Genomic DNA, 20,471 nt, shown 5'->3' with positions numbered 1-20,471 from the left:
AAAACAGAAAAATGCTTTGGACACGCCAAAGCGACAACATTTTATTGCAGAAATTTTTCATATTCATAATACTCAGGATAAGATGCGAGCGTTTCTTGACATAATTCACAAATCGTTTTTATATATATATTTCCATTCTCATGAAAATGAATCATCTCTACTACTTCTTGCTCTGTTAGTTGAAATAAAACGTCGCTATATACTTTTTCTGCGGTAACGGAGCCTACATTACTCCCGCAATGTCTGCAATAATAATACCCTTCCATACTAGCCTCCTAAAAATACAATTACTGCTAGTATGGGTAAAAACAGAATAAAATATTCCTAATCGTACCCTTAACTATTGAAAGTATTCATAATTTGAAGAAAAGGTTTATTTAACCATTCTTCACATGCATCTGCTGCTTTTTCAATAGAATGATTTACATCAGGAATTTCTTCCGATGTAAAACGTCCTAATACATAATCTACTACCTTCATTCCATTTTTCGGACGATCAATTCCCATGCGGATACGTTGAAACTCTTGTGTTCCTAAATGTGAAATTGTTGATTTCACACCATTATGTCCACCAGCACTACCTTTCATACGAAGGCGTAATTTACCTACAGGGATATCTAAATCATCGTACAGAACAACGAAATCCTCTACATCAATTTTATAGTAATCCATTAGCGGACGAATACTTTCCCCAGATAAATTCATATATGTAAGTGGCTTTAATAAGATTACTTTTTCTCCATTAACAAATCCTGCACCAAATACTCCTTTAAACTTTTGTTCGTTCAAAGAAATATTCCAACGCTTTGCAAGTTCATCAATCGCCATAAATCCAATATTATGCCTTGTTAATTCATATTCTCTACCCGGGTTCCCAAGTCCTACTATCAATTTCATTCTTGTACCACTACTTTCTTTTTTCGATACGAAAAGACGTAACCAATCTTGGTTACGTCTCATTCTATCCAATTAATTGAATAATACACTTACAGATTCTTCTTCGTATACACGAATGATTGCTTCTCCGATTAGTGGAGCAACTGAAAGTTCATGTACTTTGTCGATTTTCTTCTCTTCTGGTAATACGATAGAGTTCGTTACAACTAACTCTTTAATATTTGAGTTTTGGATACGTTCAATTGCTGGACCAGATAATACTGGGTGTGTACAGCAAGCATATACTTCAGAAGCACCGTTCTCAACAAGAGCGTTTGCTGCTAATGTAATTGTACCAGCTGTATCAATGATGTCATCAATTAAAATTGCTGTTTTACCTTCAATATTACCGATAATGTTCATTACCTCAGATACGTTCGGACGAGGACGACGCTTATCAATAATAGCGATTGGTGCTTTTAGGCGATCTGCCATTTTTCTAGCACGAGTTACTCCACCGTGGTCAGGTGACACGATTACGATATCTTTAAGACCTTTTGTTTCAAAGTAATCTGAAAGAATCGGTACACCCATTAGGTGGTCAATTGGGATATCAAAGAACCCTTGAATTTGTGGAGCATGTAAATCTAGAGTGATTACACGAGTTGCACCTGCTGTTTCAAGCAAGTTTGCTACAAGTTTCGATGTAATTGGTTCACGAGAACGCGCTTTACGGTCTTGACGCGCATAACCATAGTAAGGAATAACAATATTAATTGTTTTTGCAGATGCACGTTTTAATGCATCGATCATAATAAGTAATTCCATGATATGTTCGTTTACTGGGAAGCTTGTAGATTGAATAATGAATACATCGCAACCACGGATACTTTCTTCAATGTTAATTTGAACTTCTCCATCACTAAAACGATCAACAGAACATTTTCCTAGTCCTACTCCAATGTGCTTTGCAATTTGCTCAGCAAGTTCCTTATTAGAGTTTAAAGAGAATACTTTCAAATTAGAATTTAGATATTGAGTCGACATCTAGATTAACCCTCCACATTATGATTTTTTCTTATTCAGCAATTGATCAACATAGTCTTCTTTGTTAACTTGACGTGCACGTGCTACAGATAATGCTTTTGATGGAACATTCTCTGTAATTGTAGAGCCTGCTGCCACATAAGCACCATCTTCAACTGTTACAGGAGCAACAAGGTTTGAATTACATCCAATAAATACCCCGTTACCAATCACAGTTTTGAATTTATTCTTACCGTCATAGTTCACCGTAATTGAACCACAACCAAGATTCACGTCTTCTCCAACTTGCGCATCCCCGATATAACTTAAGTGTGAAGCTTTACTTCTATTACCAAAAACAGTTTTTTTGATTTCCACGAAGTTTCCAACGCGTACTTCATCTCCAATAACTGAATCTGGGCGAATATGTGCAAATGGACCAACCGATACTTCTGTACCAAGCTTACTATCATGTACAGTAGATTGACGAATTGTCGTACGATCTCCAATTTCACTATCGCGAATTACTGTATGCGGTCCAATTTCACAATCAGAACCAATTACAGTGTTCCCCTCAATAATTGTTCCTGGATGAAGAACTGTATCACTACCGATAATTGCATCAGCAGAAATATACGTGTTACTTGGATCAATAATTGTAACACCATTTACCATGTTCTTTCGGTTGATACGGTTTTTCATAATAATTTCCGCTTGCGATAGAGCGACTCTGTCGTTAACACCTAACGTTTCATCGAAGTGCTCTGTTTGATAAGCCGATACAATATGACCTTCATTTTTTAAAATCTCAATAACATCTGGCAGGTAATATTCACCTTGTACGTTATCATTTGAAACCTTAGAAAGTGAAGCGAATAAAGCTTTATTATCAAAACAATACGTACCTGTATTGATTTCTTTAATAGCTAATTCTTTCTCATTTGCATCCTTATGCTCAACAATCTTTTCAACATGACCATTCTCATTACGAACGATACGACCATATCCAGCAGGTTCTTCTATGTAAGCTGTTAACACCGTTGCCATTGCCCCTGCTTCTTTATGTTGCTGAAGTAATGCTTCCATCGTTTCAGCAGTTATTAGCGGCGTATCACCACAAATAACTAAAGTTGTTCCTTCTTCATTTGCAAGTACACCTGCAGCTTGATCTACAGCATGCGCTGTACCAAGTTGTTCTGCTTGTAATGCAAACTCACTTACGTTTCCTAGCTGTTCTTGTACCATTTCAGCACCATGTCCTACGACTGTTACAAGTTTCTGCAACCCTAATTGAGATACTTGATCGACAACATGTTGTACCATAGGTTTTCCACATACAGGATGAAGCACTTTGTATAGCTTAGACTTCATACGTGTGCCTTTACCTGCAGCTAGAATCACTGCAAATCTGTTTGACATATAGACCCTCCATCGCAACCTATTTATCCATTAACGATATTATCCTAAATCATCATATATTTCAAGAAACACATTTTAACTATTAAATTTTACCATAATTCTTATAAGATGTTTTACTCTTTAGTATCTTTTTTAAGAAATAAGCTATACTATTTAAAATGATTTTGAAAAAATTAGAAGTTTATCTCTTCATTTCTTCGAATTCAGAATCTTAAGAACAAGAAACGTATATAACTACAAAAAAAAAACAAACCCCTGTAAATGCTTACAGGAGTTTGTTGCAAAATTATAGGGCTTCCTTTAAAAAGCCCTTTTCATTCGAATTTTACGAAGCGCCCGCTTCTTCAAACTCAACCTCTTCTAACTCGCCTAAACGATGATACTCTGTTAAAACCGCATCTTGAATTTTAGAGCGTGTACCAGAATTAATTGGATGTGCAATGTCACGGAATTCTCCATCTGGAGTACGTTTACTTGGCATTGCTACAAATAATCCATTATTACCATCAATTACACGAATATCATGAACAACAAATTCATGGTCTAGAGTAATAGAGGCAATTGCTCTCATGCGGCCTTCTGTGTTTACGCGGCGTAATCTTACGTCAGTCACTTCCATCTTGTGTTCACCACCCTTTTCTAAATAAGCGATATATTTGTATAAATTCCACAAAATTTCTATTTTCCCTTTAATTTTTTAAAAATTTTTAAGATAAAAATTTTTAATGTAATTGAATATAGAGATTAGTAGAGGTTATCGCTTACAAAGAATTACTTAACTAGGGCAATTACTTCGATTTCAACAGAAACATCTTTCGGTAATTTTGCTACTTGTACACAAGAACGAGCTGGCTTATGAGCAGAGAAATAAGATCCATATACTTCATTAACAGCATTAAAATCATCCATGTCTTTTAAGAATACTGTTGTTTTGACTACCGTATCAAATGAAGCACCTGCTTCTTCTAATACTGCTTGTAAATTTTGAAATACTTGCTCTGTTTGTACTGTTGCGTCTCCTGCTACAAGCTCTCCACTCGCAGTTAACGGAATTTGTCCTGAACTGTAAAACATATTATTTACAATAATCCCTTGTGAATATGGTCCAATTGCTTGTGGTGCATTGTTTGTTTGAACAACTTTCATACTTTTCACCCTTTTATTATTTATTTTTACTCTTTAAAAATAGTGCACGAAAAGCAGTTTGTCCATCTATTTTATAATTTATAAATAGAATAAAAAAAGATAAAGCTATTTGCTTTATCTTTTTACTCAGCCTCAACAATCCCTTCATCAAATGGTGCCAGTGAATAATTTCCCTTTTCCACTTGAATCGCTTTTTCTTTCACATCAACTTCTGATAGACGAATTAATGATACAAAGTTATTAATTAGTCTTTCTTCAATATCTGTAGACTCTACTAATACACCAATACCAACAACATTAGCTTTAAACTCTTCTAACATACTCATCATACCTTGAATGGTTCCGCCAGCTTTCATGAAGTCATCAATAATTAAAACATTGGATCCTTCTGGAAGGCTACGCTTTGCTAACGTCATTGTTTGAATGCGCTTAGAAGAACCTGAGACATAGTTAATACTAACAGTTGGTCCTTCTGTTACCTTATTATCTTTTCTTGCAATCACTACCGGTACATCTAAGTAGTTCGCCACTGCATATGCAAGTGGAATCCCCTTCGTTGCCACCGTCATAACTGCATCAATTGGTTGCCTAGCAAAAACAGAAGCAAACAAACGACCTGCGCCATTAATATAACGAGGATTACTTAAAAGATCTGTCATATATAAGTAACCACCAGGCAAAATACGATCTGGATTTTCGAATAAGCTACACAGCTCACCAATAATTAGATCTGCCTCTTCTTCACTTATATATGGTATATATTTCACTCCTCCTGCTGCTCCTGGTATCGTTTGCAATGTGCCGACCCCTTGTTGTTCAAACGTTTGCTTAATAATCACTAAATCTTCACTAATAGAAGACTTAGCTGATTGATACCTTTCAGCAAAAAAAGTGAGAGAAACTAGCTGACGAGGGTTTTGTAACAAGTAATAAGTCATATCGACTAATCTTGTACTTCGTCTAATTTTCATACTCTCACCTCAAATCACGAATATTCTAAACAAATCATAACGTATTATACGTCTTTATTCAAGCGTTTCTCGCTCTCCTAATAAACGTACTGCGTATACTTGTTCACAAAATCCTTTTAATCCGTTATATATACGATGCATTCGCGAATCATGGTGCACTAGGCCGAATACAGTCGGACCACTTCCACTCATTAATACAGCATCTGCTCCAAATCTCTTCATTTGTGCTTTAATACGTGCAACTTCAGGATGCATAGCAAACGTTACATCTTCTAAAACGTTACCAACAGTATCGCAAATCCCTTTGTAGTCTCCAGCGTTTATGACATCCACCATTTTATCTACATTGGGATGTGTAACTCGATTTAACTTTAAATTTCCATATACATCAGCAGTAGATACACCAATATGAGGCTTTGCTAAAATAACCCAACAAGAAGGTGGAGTTTTTATGTGCTCAATCTGCTCTCCTCTTCCAGTGGCAATTGCTGTCCCACCATATACACAAAACGATACATCTGATCCAATTTCTGCGCCAAGCTCTGCTAATTGATCAATCGTAAGGCCTAAATTCCATAATTTATTAAGACCACGTAATGTCGCTGCTGCATCACTACTTCCACCCGCTAATCCAGCTGCTACTGGAATCGTTTTTTCAATAGTAATAGATACACCTTTTTTCACATTAAACTTCTCTTTTAATAATTTCGCTGCTTGATAAGCCAGATTTCTTTGGTCGTCTGGGACATACCGATTATGGGATAAAATTTCAATACGGTCTTCTGCTAATTCCATTAGTTCTAAACGATCCGCTAAATCGATTGTTGTCATAATCATTTTCACTTCATGATATCCGTCTTGTCTTTTTCCCAGTACATCTAACGACAGATTAATCTTTGCTGGTGCTTTCACTAGTAGCTTCAATCTATTCACCCACTCTATGTACTCAATCTTTTATCGTTTATTTTACCATAAATTTATAGTAAGACGATGACACTTCCCTAATTATAACGAAAAGCATTCAGAATGAAACTACTTATGTAAAATGATGGCACCTTTTATAGTACAAAAAGCCGAGGAATCATTCCTCGGCTACCGTAGCATAGAAAGTATCTTACAACTACTGGTTTTGTTTCATTAATTGCTGTTCTGCAATTTCTATAGCACGTTTCACCATGTTACCAGCATCTTTCGCACGAATTCCGCCCCATCCTTCTTTCTGAACAACATCATAAAAGCCTAGCTCTTTTGCAAGCTCTTCTTTAAATTGATTTGACATGACACCTCTTCGTCTACTCAATGCAGAGTCCCCCCTTATTTTGCTACGGTATAATTAGTATGCAAAATAATATAGCTTTTCATTTGTGGGAATATATGTAACGATACATGAATTATAAAATCACTTCATTATGAGGTTCACCATAAAATGTTAACTCTACTGTCTCTGTTAAAACATCCGCATAGCTATACGACACACGTTGCAACGCATCTTCTTGTTGATCCAGTTGTACAACAAAAACAGAACGGTACGTTTCTGCAAGTACACCTGATTGTTCTACAGTTTTTCTTCTCCCACTGTTTGCCTTTAACATCAGTCTCTGTCCAAGATGGTGATCTAATTCGCTTTTAATTTCATCTAAACGTTTTGACATATACTTCGTTACACCTCGCTGTAATTTAGATTGAACACTTAAAACACGATATATCTATCCCAATTATTAACCGCAACTCACAGACAATATCTTTATAAAAGCATCATGCGTTCGAATAGATAGAAGAAATACTATATTGTAAAAGTATCATTATGTAGTCTGTGCGTTCTTGTCTCTTTTTATCCAAACTGATTTAAATCCTCTCCAAATAAAAAAGCAAGATACATATGTACCTTGCTTATTCTTCATAATGTTGAAAAGGTAATCCAGTTCGTAAAATCCCCCTCGTCTCAATCCCGCCAAGTCCCTTTTCACCAGTAATCGTATTACGTACAACATCCCATACATTGACTCGCTCCATAAATGACGTAAAACTAATTTTACCAACCACATATACAGGGTCTAGTGCGTGAATATTAATTCTAGATGGGGAACTAGCAAAATTAGCGCCTGCTCGAATTAATGCTTCAAAGTGTGATTGACATGCCCCAGCAAAAATAACGAGTTGATCTAATGATGGATATTTTTTTCGCACTTCTCGGACAGCCTGTACAAAATGCCTTGAATGCCTATATGCTGCTAAATCTCCCTTTACTCCTTTTGATTTTGTATACGCATCGTGCCCTGTAATAACTAAAATGTCCGGCCGAAAATGGTCTATTAAATCTACTACCTTTTCATGCATCTCCGTTTCTTTACAATGAATACCTTGTACAGGAACACCAATTTTATTATATAAATCTAGGCACTTGCGCAAATATAACGGGTCTCCATCTATGTGCAATACACGTCCTGGCATTTGAAAATAATTCACTTCACTTGTATATCCACCAGTTGAAGTGTGTTCATGCCTTTGTTTCATTAATACGTAATCTTGTTGAAACAAACGATACGTGCGCTCCATTGTTTCTTTCTCACGCTTTGCTCTCTTTTTATGTTCTCGTTGATCTATACTAATTAAATCTTCAAGTGGCGCATCTGCCACTAATCTAATTTCCTCTCCAAACAATATAGCTATCTCGCCTTTTATTTCTATAATACGAAAAAGGATATCCCTATTATGAGAATATCGTTCCACTAATTCTCCAACATGTAAAGCCATTCTCCTACCTCCAAACTCGTTAGGCCATCTTACCTGTTTTTAAAGTATGAATTTAGGAGGAGAAAGGTGACAAAAGGGACAGTTCAAATTGAACTGTCCCTTTTGTATTCTTATGATAACTTATGAAGAACTAATGCATTACTTAATGTCGCAAACTCTTCGATAGATAGCGTTTCGCCTCTTCGTTTTGGATCAATTCCTACTTCTGTTAAAATTCGATCCAACAGCTCTTTATCTTTCGGGAAACCATTTAAATTATTTGATAAATTATTCATTAAAGTTTTACGGCGTTGTGCAAAACTTGCTCGTACTACTTCAAAGAAGAATGTCTCATCTGTTACTTCTACTACTGGTTTCGGACGCTTTAGGAGGCGAATAATTGCAGAATCAACATTTGGTTGTGGCACAAACACTGTACGCGGTACAGTCATAACTGTTTCTACCTCTGTATAATACTGAATAGCAATGGATAAAGAACCGTACTCTTTCGTTCCAGGCTTAGCCGCTAAACGATCCCCAACTTCTTTTTGCATCATAACAACGAATCCACGAACCGGTAATTTCTCTTCCAGCAATTTAAATAAAATTGGCGTTGTAATATAGTATGGTAAGTTAGCTACTACCATTACATCTTGTCCTTCTTCAAATTGCTCACTAAACACCTCATGTACATCTGCCTTTAGTACATCTTTATTGATAACTGTAACGTTTCCATATGGAGCTAACGTCTCATCTAAAATTGGTAATAGCCTTTGATCAATTTCAAAAGCCACTACTTTTTTGGCACGCTTCGCTAATTGTTCTGTTAATGCACCGATACCTGGTCCAATTTCAATTGCACCACTTTCTGAACCAATTTCAGCGTGATCAACGATACGATTTAATACATTCGTATCAATTAAAAAATTTTGTCCTAAACTTTTTTTGAATGAAAATCCATACTTTTCAACAATGTCTTTCGTACGATTTGGCGTTGCGATATCCTTCATTTTCTTTCCTCCTGTATGACTTGCTTATAAGCTTCTGCAAATGATTCTTTTGAGACTTGAAACATTTGTAAACGTTTATGTAACTGTTTTGCGTTTGTATAACCAATCTTTAATAGCTTACCCATTCTTTCTCTGCGACTCTTTGCCATTTCTCCGCCCACTAAACCTGCATCGACTAGATCGCTCCAACTGATTTCACTTGTGTAAGCTTCCATTTCTTCATGTATATTCTCTAAAGCACGGCGAATTGATTCATTAGAAGCATGTTCAATCCCGACACCTTTTTTCCTCTTAGCAAGTGCTTCTTCCTTCGGTAAAAAAGCATGTTTACATCCAGGCACCTTATCAGAAATAATTTTTCGAATACGCTCTCCAGGATAATCCGGATCTGTGAAAATAATAACGCCTCGTTTTTGTAGCGCTAATTTAACTTGTTCAATAACATGATCACCGATTGCTGAACCGTTCGTTTCAATTGTATCCGCATCAACAGCACGCTTAATCGCAACTGTATCATCTTTACCTTCTACAACGATAATCTCTTTAATTTTCATGCTTGCCTCCACACTCGTTTCGTCTCTACTTAGTAAAACAAAAAAATGACGACTTTTCCATTATTATTTTCCCCATTCTTACATTTTAAAAAATAGAATGTCCAAAACTTTGTTCTCTCTCCTTATTGTAACATCTACTCATTCACTCTTATCTTTTCTGTCACTCCTGCTATTTTTTCACAAAAATAAAAAAAGAATGGGTCCTCCCACTCTTTTATTCAACACCAAATAAAGCTTTTGCATTTTTTGTTGTTATTTCCGCTACTTCTTCATAAGAAATTCCTTTTAAGTTCGCAATTTCTTCTGCTACGAGTTTTACATAACTCGGTTCATTTCGTTTTCCTCGAAATGGATGTGGTGTTAAATACGGACAATCGGTCTCTATTAACAATTTCTCTAATGGAATCTCCGTAGCAACTTCTTTCGGCTTCTTAGCGTTTTTAAATGTAACTGGTCCACCTAATGAAATTAAAAAGTTCATATCAACACATCGCTCTGCTACTTCTACACTGCCGCTAAAGCAATGCATAATGCCTCCTACTTCAGCTGCATTCTCTTCTTCTAGAATATCAACAATATCTTGCGTTGCATCGCGGTTATGTATAATAATCGGCAACTTTACCTTTTTCGCCAACGTAATTTGTTTACGGAATACTTCTTTCTGTATTTCTTTTGGCGACTTATCCCAGTGATAATCTAAGCCCATTTCTCCAAGTGCAACGACCTTAGGATGAGAAGCAAGTTCTTCTAACCAAGCTAAATGCTCTTCTGTCATGTCGATTGCATCAACTGGATGCCATCCAACCGCAGCGTAAATAAAATCATAGGCTTCAGCTAATTCAATCGCCTTTTTTATCGTTGCTTCATCAAAACCAACAACAACTGTATAAGTAACCCCCGCTTCTTTCATTCGGGCAATAACTTCTTGCAAGTCTTCTTCAAATTGCTCTGCATTCAAATGTGAATGTGTATCAAACAACATAATACATAACTCCTTTTATATTGAAATCAAATTTATTCTACGCAAATAAGCTCTTTCATAACTTAACGATAACAATACTACAATCTTAATGCAAAAATGAGAGTGTAAAAAGAAAAAAGACGCTTCACACATGTTACACGTGAAACATCTCTTTTCTTGTCTTAATTACTTGATTTTTGTACCATTTGGTAGATTTTGGTCAATAGATGCTAATGACAATACGCCATTCTCTTCACCCGCTAAAATCATACCTTGCGATAATTCACCGCGTAATTTTACAGGTTTTAAATTTGTTACACAAATAACCTTTTTACCTTTTAGGTCTTCTGGAGAATAGAATTTTGCAATTCCAGAAACAACTTGACGCTTTTCTGTACCTAAGTCTAGTTGAATTTTCAACAACTTATCTGCCTTTTTTACAGGTTCAGCAGATAGTACTTCAGCTACACGCAATTCTACTTTAAAGAAATCATCAATTGTAATTTCTTCTGCCTTCGGTTCTTCTTCTTTTTTCTCTTCTACTTTAGGAGCAGAGGCTTTCATTTGTTCTTTAATGTACGCCACTTCCACGTCCATTTCTAAACGAGGGAAAATTGGTTGTCCTTTTTCTACTTTTGTTCCAGCTGGAATACAGCCGATTGTAGATAGGCTTCCCCAAGATGTATGTGCTTCATCAGTAAGGCCAAGCTGAGCAAACATTTTGCTTGGTGCTACTGTTAAGAATGGCATAAGCATAATACCCGTTTGACGAAGTACTTCTGCTAAATGAGCCATTACAGACGCCAACTTTTCACGATCATCCTCATCTTTCGCTAATACCCATGGTTGTGTTTCATCAATATATTTATTCGTACGGCTAACCAATTGCCAAATTGAGCTTAGAGCTACAGAGAATTCCATATTCTCCATTGCTTCTTCAACTTTTTTCAATGTATCTTTCGCAAATGTTACTAACGTTTCATCAAATTCCGTTACATTTGCTTTAAATGCAGGGATTTCTCCGTTAAAGTACTTATCAATCATAGCTACTGTACGATTTAATAAGTTACCTAAGTCATTTGCTAAATCGAAATTAATACGCTCCACAAATCCTTCTGGTGTGAATACGCCATCAGATCCGAATGGAACTTCACGAAGTAAGTAATAACGTAATGCATCTAATCCGTAACGATCGATTAATGTAACTGGATCTACTACATTTCCTTTTGACTTACTCATCTTTCCATCCTTCATTAAAATCCAACCGTGAGCAAAGACTTTTTTCGGAAGAGGTAAATCTAATGCCATTAAAATGATTGGCCAATAAATTGTATGGAAACGAACGATTTCTTTTCCAACTAAATGCACATCTGCCGGCCAGAACTTCTTATACATCTCTTCATTTTCTGTTCCATAGCCTAATGCTGTAATGTAGTTAGATAGTGCGTCAACCCATACGTAAATAACGTGTTTCGGATTACCTGGAACACGAACTCCCCAGTCAAATGAAGTACGAGAAACTGCTAAATCTTCTAAGCCTGGTTTAATGAAGTTATTAATCATTTCATTCTTACGAGACTCTGGCTGAATGAAATGTGGATTATCTTCATAGAATTTTAATAGTCTGTCGACATATTTACCCATTCTAAAGAAATACGATTCTTCACGAACAAGTTCTACATCATGACCACTATCTGGACTTTTTCCTCCAACTACTTTGTCACCTTCCATAATTGGATCTACTAATTGATGCTCCGTATAGAATGTCTCATCTTGTACAGAATACCAACCTTCATATTCATCAAGATAAATATCACCTTGATCTACTAGTTGCTTGAAGATTTTTTCAACAACATCTTTATGACGATCTTCCGTTGTACGAATAAAATCATCATAAGAGATATCCATCTTTTCCCAAAGTTCTTTAATTCCTGCAACGATGTTATCCACATATGCTTGTGGTGTAACGTTTAATTCTTCTGCTTTCTTTTGGATCTTCTGTCCATGCTCATCAGTTCCTGTTAAATAATGAACATTATATCCTTGCATGCGCTTATATCGTGCCATCGCATCTCCTGCTACTGTTGTATAAGCATGTCCAATGTGTAATTTTCCACTTGGATAATAAATTGGGGTAGTAATATAAAAGGATTTGTTTTCCTCTGTCATTGTTTTGGACCTCCCGAATAACCTCATATGTATTTATAAATAGTATATCAAAAACTTATATATAAAGTGAAACTTTAATCTGTCGGGGTTTTGTTCCCTCCCGCTGACTATTAACCCGACTCCCACTTAACTGCTTTGCTCCGGCCGCACTTTAAATTTAAAATCTTATTGCTTGTTAATGCGTGATAAAAACGAGTTAATGATTAGTATATTTACCATCTATTACTCATATTTCAAGAAAATATACAATCTCCACTTACAATTTAAAAATTTTTCTGAAAATAAAGTGAAATAATAGTAGAAATTAATCCCATTCTATTATATATAAGAAGTAAGAAATCTATAAATCTTTTTAAAAAATATAGAATTAAAGAATTGACGGAAATGTAAATGATTGGTATCATATGTCCATAGGGTATTTTGTCGAAAAATGACGAATCTAAAAATAGACTCGAAACTTATAAACTATTTCTTTAGGAGGAAAAGAATTATGAAATCTACTGGTATCGTTCGTAAAGTTGATGAATTAGGTCGTGTAGTAATTCCAATCGAATTACGCCGTACTTTAGGTATTGCAGAAAAGGATGCACTTGAAATCTATGTTGATGACGAGAAAATCATCTTAAAAAAATATAAACCAAACATGACTTGCCAAGTAACTGGTGAAGTATCTGATGGTAACCTATCTTTAGCTGAAGGTAAAATTATCTTAAGCAAAGAAGGCGCTGAGCAAATCTTAAACGAACTTCAAGATTATATCGAAACAGCAAAATAAGCTTCTCAATTATGAGAAGCTTATTTTTTATCGACATGATAGATTTGATATACATCGCGTTTCGACAAATCTCGATCTTTAGCGACTGTTTTTATTGCCTCTTTTGAATTCATACCTTTTTCATTTATATAATGTTCAATATGATTATATACTGAAATAGATTCCCACCATTGTTCTTCTGGAGCAGGCTCTTCCGTTGAACCAGCTACTAAAATACAAAACTCACCACGAACTTCATTTTGTTTCGTCCACTCAATTGCTTCTTCAACTGTTCCTCGAATAAATTCCTCGAATTTTTTCGTTAACTCTCGACATAATACAATTTCTCTATTTCCTAATACTTCTTGCATCGAGATTAAAGTATCATCCAGGCGATGAGGTGCTTCATAAAACATCATTGTAGTTTGTACGTAACGAAGCTTCTCTAACTCCATTTTTCTTTCCTTTTTATTTCTTTGTAAAAACCCATAGAAATAAAACTGTTTTGTTTGAAGGCCTGATGCAATTAATGCTGTAAGTGCTGCATTTGCCCCAGGAAGCGGGATTACATGATATTGCTCAGCTACTGCCTCGACAACAATATCATAGCCTGGATCGGAAATACACGGCATACCAGCGTCACTAACAAGTGCCACAGTCTTTCCTTCATCTAACTTCTCTAATATTTTCTTTCCACTTACTTCTTTATTATGCTCGTGGTAACTCATAACAGGCGTTTCAATTTCAAAATAATTACAAAGTTTTTTCGTTTGTCTCGTATCTTCAGCAGCAATTAAATCAGCTTCTTTTAAAATTCGGATTGCACGAAATGTCATATCTTCTAAATTTCCAATAGGAGTTGGTACTAAATATAAAACTCCCTTTTCATTTTGTTGAAAGCTTTTTTGTTGCCACATAGCGTTCTCCTTTTTGCATATATTCTTCTTTTTGTTTTCTATTTAATTGCTTAAAATAATACTCTGCTTGCATAGCTGTACGCTTATCTTCATGAAATTCTACGTATTTTAACACAACAGGAAGTCTAGCGCGCGTATACTTAGCTCCTCTTCCGCTATTATGGGTCCCAATCCTTTTCTCTATATGATTTGTATATCCAGCATAATAACTTCCATCAGAGCACTCTACTACATAAAAACAATGTTTATTCTTCTCCATATAAAATCGAGCGAATCTCCTTTGTATATTCATTATTTTCTTCATATACAAAAAGAGGTGGCAATATTTTTAAATCTGCGTTTCCATCTTTAATTCCTTCAATTAACAACGTATTTGCTTCTTTCCCTGCCTTAGGATAAACAAATCGTACACGCTTTGGTTCAATTTTGTATTTGCGCATTAATGTAACAATATCTAATAAACGACCTGGACGATGTACAAATGCTACTTTCCCGCCCTGCTTGACTAGCTGACTGCTTGCAGATACAACATCCTCTAATGTACACATAATTTCATGACGAGCTATCGCTAAATGCTCATTCATATTCTTTTCAGAAGTTGCAGGCGTTTGGAAATAAGGCGGATTACATGTGACAACATCATACTGATGACGTCCAAGTTTCTCCGGCATATCTTTCAAATCCCCATGTATTAAATGAATTCTTTCTTCTAACTTATTATATTGAACACTTCTTATACCCATATCATATAAGCGTTCTTGAATTTCCACACCAGTAATATTCCCTTTTGTTCTTGTACTTAATAGCAGGGGCACAACTGCATTACCTGTACACAAATCAAGTAAATTACCTTTTTGAATTGGTACCCAAGCAAAGTCTGCAAGTAAAACAGCGTCTAATGAGAAATTAAATACTGATGGGCTTTGTATGATCTTCATATCTTGTGCTAATAAGTAATCTAAACGTTCATCTTCATATAAATTCATATGTTACTCCTTTTCTTACACTTAACCTACCCTATTTCATCTTCTTGTAATAAAAAACATATTTAATTCTACTCTCATGTATAAAAAATTACCTTTCCAATAATAATTGGAAAGGTAATTTCACTTTTTATTTAAAAATGACAGGCAGAATAAACAATCTCCCTCTTTACGTACACTTCCATAATGCAGATTACAAATATGAAAACCTTCTTGATATAGTCTTGCTAAATTATCGTAGCCTTCACCAATATCTGTCTTTGGCTTCACTTCTTTACGTTTTTGAGTTTTTTGTTTTTCTTTAATCTGCACTTCTTCAAAACGGTGTCGCAAATTTTCATTTTCCATTTTTATATGTTGGTTTTCTTCCAATAACTCTGCAAGATGTTGTTTTAATTCTCCCAACTGTTTGTATAAATGTCCAATTTGCTCTTCCATACTAGAAACCGATGCAAAAATATCCTTTTTCTCCACAAGCACCCACCTCATTAATCTGTGGTTTGACTCGAAACGACCCCTTTATTCACTAACTCATCTAACGTATATTCTACTATCCGTTCCTTGTCTACTAGTTCCACTTGAATTAATCTTTCTAAAATATTTAATCCGATAACACGGCCAGTACCATGCGGGGTTTGTATACGTTGATCTAAATCAGGAAGTTGTTCCTTTGCTGCCTCATATTCATCGTTCTCATATTTTAAGCAACACATTAAGCGACCACATAAACCAGAGATTTTTGCAGGATTTAATGATAAATTTTGATCCTTTGCCATCTTAATGGATACAGGTTCAAAATCTCCTAAAAAAGTAGAACAACAAAGCATACGACCACATGGACCAATACCACCAAGCATCTTCGCTTCATCACGAACACCAATTTGTCTTAGTTCAATTCTTGTCCTAAAAATTGCCGCTAAGTCCTTCACTAGTTCACGGAAATCAATCCGACCATCCGCAGTAAAGTAGAAAATAATCTTATTGCGATCGAACGTATACTCTACATCTACAAGTTTCATATCAAGATTATGTTCTACTACCTTTTGCTGACAAACTTGATATGCTTCTTTTGCAGCATGTTTGTTCTCTTCAACAATGGTACGATCATTTTCATTTGCAATACGAATAACCTTTTTTAGCGGTAATACAACGTCGTTTTCATCAACTTGCTTTTTGGTAATAACTACTTTTCCGTATTCAATACCTCTTACCGTTTCTACAATTACAAACTCATTTTCAGAGATATCGAACTGATTCGGATCAAAGTAATACACCTTTCCGGCCTTCTTAAAGCGAACACCTACTACATCATACAAAACGGTCATCCCTCCTGCAACCGCAACACTAACTGTTCGAACACAAGCTGCGCATTTACATTAGCGTTGATTCTATTTTTTGCCTCTAATATATTAAAGAGAGCTGATACAATGCGCTTCTGAGCATAGGAGAAAGATTCAAACATCTCTTTCTGCTCACGAAAAACAAGCCGATCTTCTTCTCCAAGTTGAACATATAATAAATCCTTATAAATAAGGAGTAACATATCTAAACCTTGCTGTAATTGCTCTTTCTCTCCAAAGTGTTTTCCCCATTTTTCTTGTACAAAAAAAATAGAGGCTTTATCTTTTTCGAGCGCTTCACATAATTTTATCACTAAAGCTCGTGCTTGTGCAAACCATTCATCATTACATAAAGTTAAAGCTTCATCAAAACTATTCGTGAGTTGTGCAGCAAGTGTCGATAAAGATACCGTAATACCTTCATCCTGCAATCTTCTAATTAAAGATTCCGTAGGTAACGGTCTAAATGTAACAACTTGACAGCGAGATAAAATCGTATTTAAAATTTGATGACTTTGTTCAGTAAGTAAAATAGCTGTTGTATCACTACTTGGTTCTTCTAAAAATTTCAAGAGTGTATTCGCTGCATTTGCTGTCATACGGTCTGCGTGCTCAATGATATATACCTTTTTATTTGCTTCTAATCCTGTTTTGGAAAACTCTTCTTGTAAATCATGAATTTGTTGCTTCTTAATAGATAATCCGTCTGGTTTTACAATATGTAAGTTCGGGTGGTTACCTGAATCAATTCGCTTACAATTTGTACATACATGACAAGGCTCTACCCTATTCCGCTGAGAACAGAGGAAACTCTTTGCCATTTGAATTGCTGTCGCAAACTTTCCTGTCCCTTTCCCTCCTTCTAACAAGTAAGCGTGGGATATACGCTCTTTTGCGATGCTATTCATCAACATTTTTACACCGATGGGTTGTATAGCAGAAAGCTGCTCCCACGTCTTCGTCATAATGCATACCTCACTTATTTCAGTCTTTCCTTCTATTATAACAATTTATCTTCTATAACCTGAATAACTTCTTCTATAAGTTTTTCCATTGGTTGATCAGCATTTACTAATACAATACGATCCGAAAAACGTTCTACAACTTGTAAATACCCTTCACGCACACGTTTATGGAAAGAGATATCTTCCATATCTAACCGATTCACTTCACGTCCTGCATCTTTTGCAATTCGCGCTAAGCCAACCTCTGGCTCAATATCTAAGTAAATTGTTAAACTAGGCATACAGTCCTCTGTTGCGAAACGATTTATTTCAAATACTTTATCCATACCTAATCCTCTTGCATATCCTTGATACGCTAAAGAGCTATCTATAAAACGATCACATAATACAAGGTAATCCTCATTAAGCGCCGGCATAACTTTTTCTACTAAATGCTGTCTACGTGCAGCAGCATATAATAGTGCCTCTGTACGTGCTTCCATCATCGTATATTCTTGTTTATGTAAAATCGTTCTAATATCCTCAGAAATTGCAATACCACCCGGTTCTCTCGTCGCCATTACCTTTTGTTCCTTTTGTTCAAAGTATGGCAATAAACTTTGAATTAATGTTGTTTTACCCGAACCTTCTGGACCTTCAATTGTTACAAATAATCCCTTCATCCTAAAACCTACTTTCTATATCATACACTTTCATATATTTCGTGCTACCTTGAAAACGAGCACCTGCTTTTTCTAAATACATAATTTGTTCTTTATGTTCTGAAGTAATTCTTTCTCCATACATAATCAATGGAATACCAGGTGGATACGGAATTACCATTTCCGCTGCTACCATCCCAACTGCTTCTTCTATAGGTACTACTTTTGTTTCGTATTCTTCCAGTTGTTTATATGTATACGGCAGGGGAGAAATTTCTCCTTTATAAGTATAACGAATAGATTCCGTCTTGTCTTTCACCTCATAGTATTGCAATGCTACTCGGATCATCTCTATAGCCTTCATATATTTCTTATTTACTTGCAAAGGCAAAATAAATAAGACATTATATGGATCTGCCATTTCTGTATATATACCGACCTTTTCAAATACAGACTGTAATTCGTATCCTGATAACCGACAACGCGTCTGTACGGTAATCTTTAGCCCGTCTTGTAATGGATATTGTAAAATAGCTATTTGTGGAATAGTACTCAATTCTTCTTTAAATTCCTGTAAAAACTCGACAATTTCATCATGTCCCTTTTCTTTTATACGTGCTATTGTAAAGCGTGCAATATCAAGAGAAGCCATAATTGGATACGATGGACTACTAGATTGTAGCATACTTAAATAAGTAGAAACTTTTTCTTCTTTCACTAAACGACTATTTATATGTAAATAGGATCCCATCGTCATCGCGGGTAATGTTTTATGCGCAGAATGAACTACAATATCTGCACCATATGCTAACGCTGACTGTGGAAATGCCCCGCCTAAACAAAAATGAGCCCCATGTGCTTCATCTACTAGCACAGGGATTTTATGTGTATGTGCATAAGCAATGCTTGCCTCTAGATCCATCCCCATACCATAATAATTAGGATGCGTTAAAATGAGTGCTTTCGCATTTGGGTATTTTTCAATCGCTTCCTTAATAATCTCATCATGAATTCCCACTGGTACGTTATAAGCTTCATCAATCCATGGATCTAAAAAAATAGGATTTGCTCCCGCTAATTTTAAACCATTAATAATCGATTTATGACAATTTCTTTGTACAAGAACAATATCATGTTCCCCACAACAAGACAAAATCATTGCTAGATTCCCGACTGTTGAACCATTAATTAAAAAATAACTTTTGTTCACTCCATATACATCAGCTAATAATTGTTGTGCCTCATCTATACATTCAAACGGACTATGTAAATCATCTAATCCTGACAACTCAGTTACATCGATAGATAGTATATCTTTAAACTCCTCTACTACCTCCTGAGGGAAGTTTAAACCATTTTTATGACCTGGAACATGAAAGGATAACGGTCTTCTTTCTTTAAACTCTATTAATGCTTCATATAAAGGTATGCGATTTTGATTCATCTATATCTCTTCCTTATTATTTCATTCTTTATCTATTATACAGAACAAAAAAAATAATAGGCATATGCCTATTTAAAAATATGATACTTCTAATTTTCGAAGTTGTTTTAAATAATATATATACTTCGGATCATCTGTTTCCGTATTCACCATGTCCTTTTCACATTCATAACATATTAAATTATTATAAATATATATCCCTTCTTTTCTTTCTGTCTCACAAACAATACAAACTTCGTTTTGTGATTTCATATCTTTCCCTCCCTATTTAAATGGACATATTTTATACTTCTATTCCTTAACAATTTACAGAAAAATATACATCAATCTCTTATATAATATGATTCATCCTTGGGCAACGTGTTTGTATTACCATTACTTCTTTTTGCATACTGTTTGAAAACACAAAAAAACACAAGTCAAAAGACTTGTGTTTTTAGTTGCTTGGCGACGTCCTACTCTCACAGGGACAAGGTCCCAACTACCATCGGCGCTAGAGAGCTTAACTTCCGTGTTCGGTATGGGAACGGGTGTGACCTCTCTGCCATCATCACCAAACTAT

General features: G+C 35.5%; 25 protein-coding genes and 1 rRNA gene. 1 reads left to right on the top strand and 25 read right to left on the bottom strand.

What is annotated here, in order from left to right:
* Nucleotides 1-41: 41 nt before the first annotated feature.
* The 15 genes from AC0L0O_RS29405 to metG all read right to left on the bottom strand — a co-directional run bounded on the left by AC0L0O_RS29405 (nucleotide 42) and on the right by metG (nucleotide 12,865).
* Nucleotides 42-266, bottom strand: coding sequence for an anti-sigma-F factor Fin (locus AC0L0O_RS29405; protein WP_000399440.1), 225 nt, complete (start codon nucleotides 264-266; stop codon nucleotides 42-44).
* Between the two features lie 70 nt (nucleotides 267-336).
* On the bottom strand, nucleotides 337-897 hold the full coding sequence (pth, locus tag AC0L0O_RS29400; protein WP_001979768.1) for an aminoacyl-tRNA hydrolase: 561 nt from the start codon (nucleotides 895-897) through the stop codon (nucleotides 337-339).
* Nucleotides 898-969: 72 nt separating this feature from the next.
* A complete protein-coding gene (locus tag AC0L0O_RS29395; RefSeq protein ID WP_000107420.1) occupies nucleotides 970-1,923 on the bottom strand; it encodes a ribose-phosphate diphosphokinase in 954 nt (317 codons plus the stop codon).
* An 18-nt stretch (nucleotides 1,924-1,941) separates the two neighbouring features.
* Nucleotides 1,942-3,321 (bottom strand): bifunctional UDP-N-acetylglucosamine diphosphorylase/glucosamine-1-phosphate N-acetyltransferase GlmU, encoded by a 1,380-nt coding sequence (glmU, locus tag AC0L0O_RS29390; RefSeq protein WP_000071032.1) that lies wholly within the window; start codon nucleotides 3,319-3,321, stop codon nucleotides 1,942-1,944.
* A gap of 325 nt (nucleotides 3,322-3,646) precedes the next feature.
* A complete protein-coding gene (gene spoVG, locus AC0L0O_RS29385; RefSeq protein WP_000454041.1) occupies nucleotides 3,647-3,940 on the bottom strand; it encodes a septation regulator SpoVG in 294 nt (97 codons plus the stop codon).
* A gap of 152 nt (nucleotides 3,941-4,092) precedes the next feature.
* On the bottom strand, nucleotides 4,093-4,467 hold the full coding sequence (locus AC0L0O_RS29380) for a RidA family protein (protein WP_428890021.1): 375 nt from the start codon (nucleotides 4,465-4,467) through the stop codon (nucleotides 4,093-4,095).
* Nucleotides 4,468-4,589: 122 nt separating this feature from the next.
* Nucleotides 4,590-5,438: a pur operon repressor gene (purR, locus tag AC0L0O_RS29375; RefSeq protein WP_000702475.1), complete on the bottom strand. Its 849-nt coding sequence runs from the start codon at nucleotides 5,436-5,438 to the stop codon at nucleotides 4,590-4,592.
* A 54-nt stretch (nucleotides 5,439-5,492) separates the two neighbouring features.
* A complete protein-coding gene (gene ispE, locus AC0L0O_RS29370; RefSeq protein ID WP_000772094.1) occupies nucleotides 5,493-6,362 on the bottom strand; it encodes a 4-(cytidine 5'-diphospho)-2-C-methyl-D-erythritol kinase in 870 nt (289 codons plus the stop codon).
* A 196-nt stretch (nucleotides 6,363-6,558) separates the two neighbouring features.
* Nucleotides 6,559-6,738 carry an acid-soluble spore protein SspF gene (gene sspF / locus AC0L0O_RS29365; protein ID WP_001985066.1) on the bottom strand — a complete coding sequence of 60 codons (180 nt, stop codon included), beginning with the start codon at nucleotides 6,736-6,738 and terminating at the stop codon, nucleotides 6,559-6,561.
* 91 nt (nucleotides 6,739-6,829) lie between these two features.
* Nucleotides 6,830-7,090, bottom strand: coding sequence for a biofilm formation stimulator Veg (gene veg / locus AC0L0O_RS29360; RefSeq protein ID WP_000044349.1), 261 nt, complete (start codon nucleotides 7,088-7,090; stop codon nucleotides 6,830-6,832).
* Nucleotides 7,091-7,328: 238 nt separating this feature from the next.
* Nucleotides 7,329-8,192, bottom strand: coding sequence for a sporulation peptidase YabG (gene yabG, locus AC0L0O_RS29355; protein WP_001173738.1), 864 nt, complete (start codon nucleotides 8,190-8,192; stop codon nucleotides 7,329-7,331).
* A 110-nt stretch (nucleotides 8,193-8,302) separates the two neighbouring features.
* Nucleotides 8,303-9,181, bottom strand: a complete 879-nt coding sequence (gene rsmA, locus AC0L0O_RS29350; RefSeq protein ID WP_000651552.1) for a 16S rRNA (adenine(1518)-N(6)/adenine(1519)-N(6))-dimethyltransferase RsmA — start codon at nucleotides 9,179-9,181, stop codon at nucleotides 8,303-8,305.
* Nucleotides 9,178-9,735 carry a ribonuclease M5 gene (gene rnmV, locus AC0L0O_RS29345; RefSeq protein WP_000692830.1) on the bottom strand — a complete coding sequence of 186 codons (558 nt, stop codon included), beginning with the start codon at nucleotides 9,733-9,735 and terminating at the stop codon, nucleotides 9,178-9,180. The genes rsmA and rnmV overlap by 4 nt, the downstream gene beginning before the upstream one ends.
* Nucleotides 9,736-9,949: 214 nt before the next feature.
* Nucleotides 9,950-10,717, bottom strand: coding sequence for a TatD family hydrolase (locus AC0L0O_RS29340; RefSeq protein WP_000895823.1), 768 nt, complete (start codon nucleotides 10,715-10,717; stop codon nucleotides 9,950-9,952).
* Between the two features lie 165 nt (nucleotides 10,718-10,882).
* Nucleotides 10,883-12,865 (bottom strand): methionine--tRNA ligase, encoded by a 1,983-nt coding sequence (gene metG, locus AC0L0O_RS29335; protein ID WP_000134147.1) that lies wholly within the window; start codon nucleotides 12,863-12,865, stop codon nucleotides 10,883-10,885.
* Nucleotides 12,866-13,355: 490 nt separating this feature from the next.
* On the opposite strand from metG, the gene AC0L0O_RS29330 reads away from it, so the two are divergent.
* Nucleotides 13,356-13,640: an AbrB/MazE/SpoVT family DNA-binding domain-containing protein gene (locus AC0L0O_RS29330; protein WP_000843036.1), complete on the top strand. Its 285-nt coding sequence runs from the start codon at nucleotides 13,356-13,358 to the stop codon at nucleotides 13,638-13,640.
* A gap of 20 nt (nucleotides 13,641-13,660) precedes the next feature.
* Here the strand turns inward: AC0L0O_RS29330 and rsmI are convergent, their stop codons facing one another.
* The 10 genes from rsmI to rrf form a co-directional block, all read right to left on the bottom strand.
* Complete coding sequence (gene rsmI, locus AC0L0O_RS29325; RefSeq protein ID WP_000267808.1) at nucleotides 13,661-14,536, bottom strand: 16S rRNA (cytidine(1402)-2'-O)-methyltransferase; 876 nt, start codon at nucleotides 14,534-14,536, stop codon at nucleotides 13,661-13,663.
* Nucleotides 14,505-14,795 (bottom strand): GIY-YIG nuclease family protein, encoded by a 291-nt coding sequence (locus tag AC0L0O_RS29320; protein WP_000414342.1) that lies wholly within the window; start codon nucleotides 14,793-14,795, stop codon nucleotides 14,505-14,507. Before AC0L0O_RS29320 ends, rsmI begins: the two co-directional genes overlap by 32 nt.
* Entirely contained in the window at nucleotides 14,782-15,522 is a 741-nt protein-coding gene (locus AC0L0O_RS29315; protein ID WP_001055361.1) for a tRNA1(Val) (adenine(37)-N6)-methyltransferase, read from the bottom strand. Before AC0L0O_RS29315 ends, AC0L0O_RS29320 begins: the two co-directional genes overlap by 14 nt.
* A 120-nt stretch (nucleotides 15,523-15,642) precedes the next feature.
* Nucleotides 15,643-15,993, bottom strand: a complete 351-nt coding sequence (gene yabA / locus AC0L0O_RS29310; protein WP_000412056.1) for a DNA replication initiation control protein YabA — start codon at nucleotides 15,991-15,993, stop codon at nucleotides 15,643-15,645.
* Between the two features lie 14 nt (nucleotides 15,994-16,007).
* Nucleotides 16,008-16,835 carry a PSP1 domain-containing protein gene (locus AC0L0O_RS29305; RefSeq protein WP_000272429.1) on the bottom strand — a complete coding sequence of 276 codons (828 nt, stop codon included), beginning with the start codon at nucleotides 16,833-16,835 and terminating at the stop codon, nucleotides 16,008-16,010.
* A gap of 5 nt (nucleotides 16,836-16,840) precedes the next feature.
* Complete coding sequence (gene holB / locus AC0L0O_RS29300) at nucleotides 16,841-17,824, bottom strand: DNA polymerase III subunit delta' (protein ID WP_000169577.1); 984 nt, start codon at nucleotides 17,822-17,824, stop codon at nucleotides 16,841-16,843.
* 35 nt (nucleotides 17,825-17,859) lie between these two features.
* The gene (gene tmk / locus AC0L0O_RS29295) at nucleotides 17,860-18,486 is read right to left on the bottom strand and encodes a dTMP kinase (protein WP_000677237.1); all 627 of its coding nucleotides are present in this window, start codon (nucleotides 18,484-18,486) and stop codon (nucleotides 17,860-17,862) included.
* A 1-nt stretch (nucleotide 18,487) separates the two neighbouring features.
* Nucleotides 18,488-19,909 (bottom strand): aminotransferase class I/II-fold pyridoxal phosphate-dependent enzyme, encoded by a 1,422-nt coding sequence (locus AC0L0O_RS29290; RefSeq protein ID WP_001075276.1) that lies wholly within the window; start codon nucleotides 19,907-19,909, stop codon nucleotides 18,488-18,490.
* A 72-nt stretch (nucleotides 19,910-19,981) separates the two neighbouring features.
* The gene (locus AC0L0O_RS29285) at nucleotides 19,982-20,161 is read right to left on the bottom strand and encodes a sigma factor G inhibitor Gin (RefSeq protein ID WP_428890027.1); all 180 of its coding nucleotides are present in this window, start codon (nucleotides 20,159-20,161) and stop codon (nucleotides 19,982-19,984) included.
* Between the two features lie 190 nt (nucleotides 20,162-20,351).
* A 5S ribosomal RNA gene (gene rrf, locus AC0L0O_RS29280) occupies nucleotides 20,352-20,467 on the bottom strand.
* Nucleotides 20,468-20,471: the final 4 nt, after the last annotated feature.

The organism is Bacillus sp. GS3m_15504, from assembly GCF_055825275.1.
This window is presented reverse-complemented; position numbering and strand designations above follow the sequence as displayed.